The sequence below is a fragment of the Mesorhizobium sp. M7A.F.Ca.CA.002.05.1.1 genome (assembly GCF_003998335.1).
Classification (GTDB): domain Bacteria; phylum Pseudomonadota; class Alphaproteobacteria; order Rhizobiales; family Rhizobiaceae; genus Mesorhizobium.
Genome location: NZ_RZQI01000878.1, coordinates 1 through 2,444, shown reverse-complemented (window position 1 = coordinate 2,444; position 2,444 = coordinate 1). Strand labels below are relative to the sequence as shown.

The window sequence follows — 2,444 nt, the reverse complement described above, 5'->3', positions numbered from 1 at the left end:
ATGTAAAGGAGGGGGTCGACGGCAAGGCCGGCGTGCCGCATCTGGCCGGGGCGCTGATGCTCGACGAACTCGACCTCGATCCGATGGCGGTGGCGCTGTTCGGCGATTCCGCCTTTCTTGCCGACAAGGAAGAAACCAACAAGGGTGGCGTGTGGCCGGCGACACCGTTCAGCCAGAAATCCAACCTGCCGTTCACCGCCGACCTAGACCTGACGACGGCAGCGCTCGCCGCCGGTCGGTTCGCCACCGCCTATGATGCCGCCTTTTCGCTCAAGCTCGACCAGGAAGGCATCCGCGTTTCGGATTTGAAGGCGAAATTGCTGAGCGGGGCGCTCACCGGCCTGTTCGAACTGAAGAACAATGACGGAACCGGCCTGTTCTCTGGCCAGATGAAACTGGCGGGCGCCGATCTGGCGACCGTGCTGCCGGATGCCGGCATCAGCGGCATCGGCGATTTCTCGACGGCGCTGTCAAGCAGCGGCAAATCGGTCGAAGGGATGGTGGCCGCCTTGTCCGGCTCCGGCACGGCGGCGTTGAAGGGCGTGAAAGTTGCTGGCGTCAATCCAGATGCGTTCAGTGCATTCCTCGCCAAGGCGGATGCGATCGGGCGCGATATCGATACGGCCAAGACCGCCGGCTTTGCGCCCGACATCGCCGCTGACGGCAGCTTTGCCGCTGGCGATGCCGACATAGCTTTCACGGTTGCCGGCGGCACGCTGCGGGCGCCACCGGTCAGCCTGGAAAATCCGGCGGCGACCTTGTCCGCCGACGTCACGGCGGATCTCAACGCGGCCACGGTGTCGGCCAAGGGTGCGATCACCTATCGGCCTGGCGACGAGGCACTGGTCGGCTCCGAGCCGGTCGTGAATTTCACCGCCGAGGGGCCGTTCGGCGCGGTCAAACGAGCATTCGACAGTGAGCCGCTGGCGCAGTTCCTGACCCAGCGCGCGCTGGAGAAAGAGCAGCAGCGCGTCGAGGCGATGCAGGCCGCGCTGCTCGAAAAGCAGCGGCTTCGGCGCGAGGTGCGCTACTACGCGGCGTTGAAGACCGAACGGGATAAGGCCGCCGAGGAATTGCGCAAGCAGGAGGAAGCAGCACGGCTGAAAGCCGAGGCTGACGCCAAGGCCAAGGCCGAAGCGGATGCCCAGGCGAAAGCCGATGCCGATGCCAAGGCTCAGGCCGACGCGGAGGCGAAAGCAAAGGCGGACGCCGATGCCAAAGCCAAGGCGGACGCCGACGCCAAGGCCGCTGCCGAACAGCAAGCCGCCGACGAGGCGGCCAAGGCGCAGGTCGACAAGCAGGAGCGGCAGAAGGCGGAAGAGGCGGTGCGCATCGCGGCGCAGGAAAAGGCAAGGCTTGAGGCCGAACGCAAGGCCGCGCAGCAGCCTCCGAAAGTGGAGCGTGCGCCGCTGCCGGAAGCCAACGACAATCCGCCGCCGGCCAAGCCGAAGTCCAATCCGTTCACGATCGACAATCTGCTGAAGTCACTGCAGTAGGCTGAGCTTTCTGGGCGATACGACTACCCTCCATCTCGATCGAGCAGACGCCGCAGCATCGGTTCGATACGCGACAGTTCGTCGAGATGCACCGCCGACAGTTCGGCCAGGCAATCGTCGGCGCGCTCGGTCAGCTGCAGCAGCACGCGGCGGTGGTCGTCCTTATCCTGATCCCTTGTAACCAGCCCCGCCTCGCCGAGGCGGTTGACCAGCTCGACGGCGCTGTGGTGGCGGATGCGCAGGCGCTCGGCGAGGTCGCCAACCGTCACCGGGCCGCCGCCGGGGAATCCCTTGATCGCCAGCAGCGCCTGATGCTGGCGCGGGGTCAGGCCGGCGTCTTCCGCCTGGACCTGGCTGAATTCGAGGAAGCGGCGGATCAGATAGCGAAACTCCGACAGTCGCTGGTAATCGGCCTGGCTGATGGCGGGGCGTGGTTTTTGTGGCTGCGACATATCAGACATGTGTTCGTTTTCCGGCGAAAGCTCAAACGGATTTCGGGCGAAACCGGCTTGAATATTTATATCGTGTTACGATACATAGCCACCGACAAGCCCGGCTGGCCGCTTCGACCGTGCCGCATATCCACATTCGGCCCGCCGCCAGGAAGCAAAGCCCGCCATGAAGACCCCTCACTCGAACCCGGAGCATCTGCGTGATTTCACCACGGACGCCAGGGTGCTGCTCGTCGCGGCCATTGCCGTGGTGGTGGCGACAGCCGGACTGGTTGCCGGCATCGCGCTTTTGAAGCTGATCCGGCTGGCCACCAACATCGCCTATTTCGGCCAGTTCTCGCTTGCCGACCTGAAGCTTGAGGACACACCGCTTGGGCTTGCCGCCGTCATCGTCCCGGTGATCGGTGCGCTGATCATCGGCCTGATGGCGCGCTTCGGCAGCGAGAAGATCCGCGGCCATGGCATTCCCGAGGCCATCGAGGCGATCCTGCTCGGG

General features: G+C 64.9%; 1 protein-coding gene and 2 pseudogenes. 2 read left to right on the top strand and 1 reads right to left on the bottom strand.

Features of this window, described 5'->3' with window-relative positions:
• Positions 1 to 1,496: pseudogene (locus tag EN939_RS29915) on the top strand (AsmA-like C-terminal region-containing protein); the annotation flags it as partial.
• Between the two features lie 23 nt (positions 1,497 to 1,519).
• Here the strand turns inward: EN939_RS29915 and EN939_RS29910 are convergent.
• Positions 1,520 to 1,957 carry a MarR family winged helix-turn-helix transcriptional regulator gene (locus tag EN939_RS29910; protein WP_127271260.1) on the bottom strand — a complete coding sequence of 146 codons (438 nt, stop codon included), beginning with the start codon at positions 1,955 to 1,957 and terminating at the stop codon, positions 1,520 to 1,522.
• 157 nt (positions 1,958 to 2,114) lie between these two features.
• Between EN939_RS29910 and EN939_RS29905 the strand changes: the two are divergent.
• Positions 2,115 to 2,444, top strand: a pseudogene (locus tag EN939_RS29905) (chloride channel protein); the annotation flags it as partial.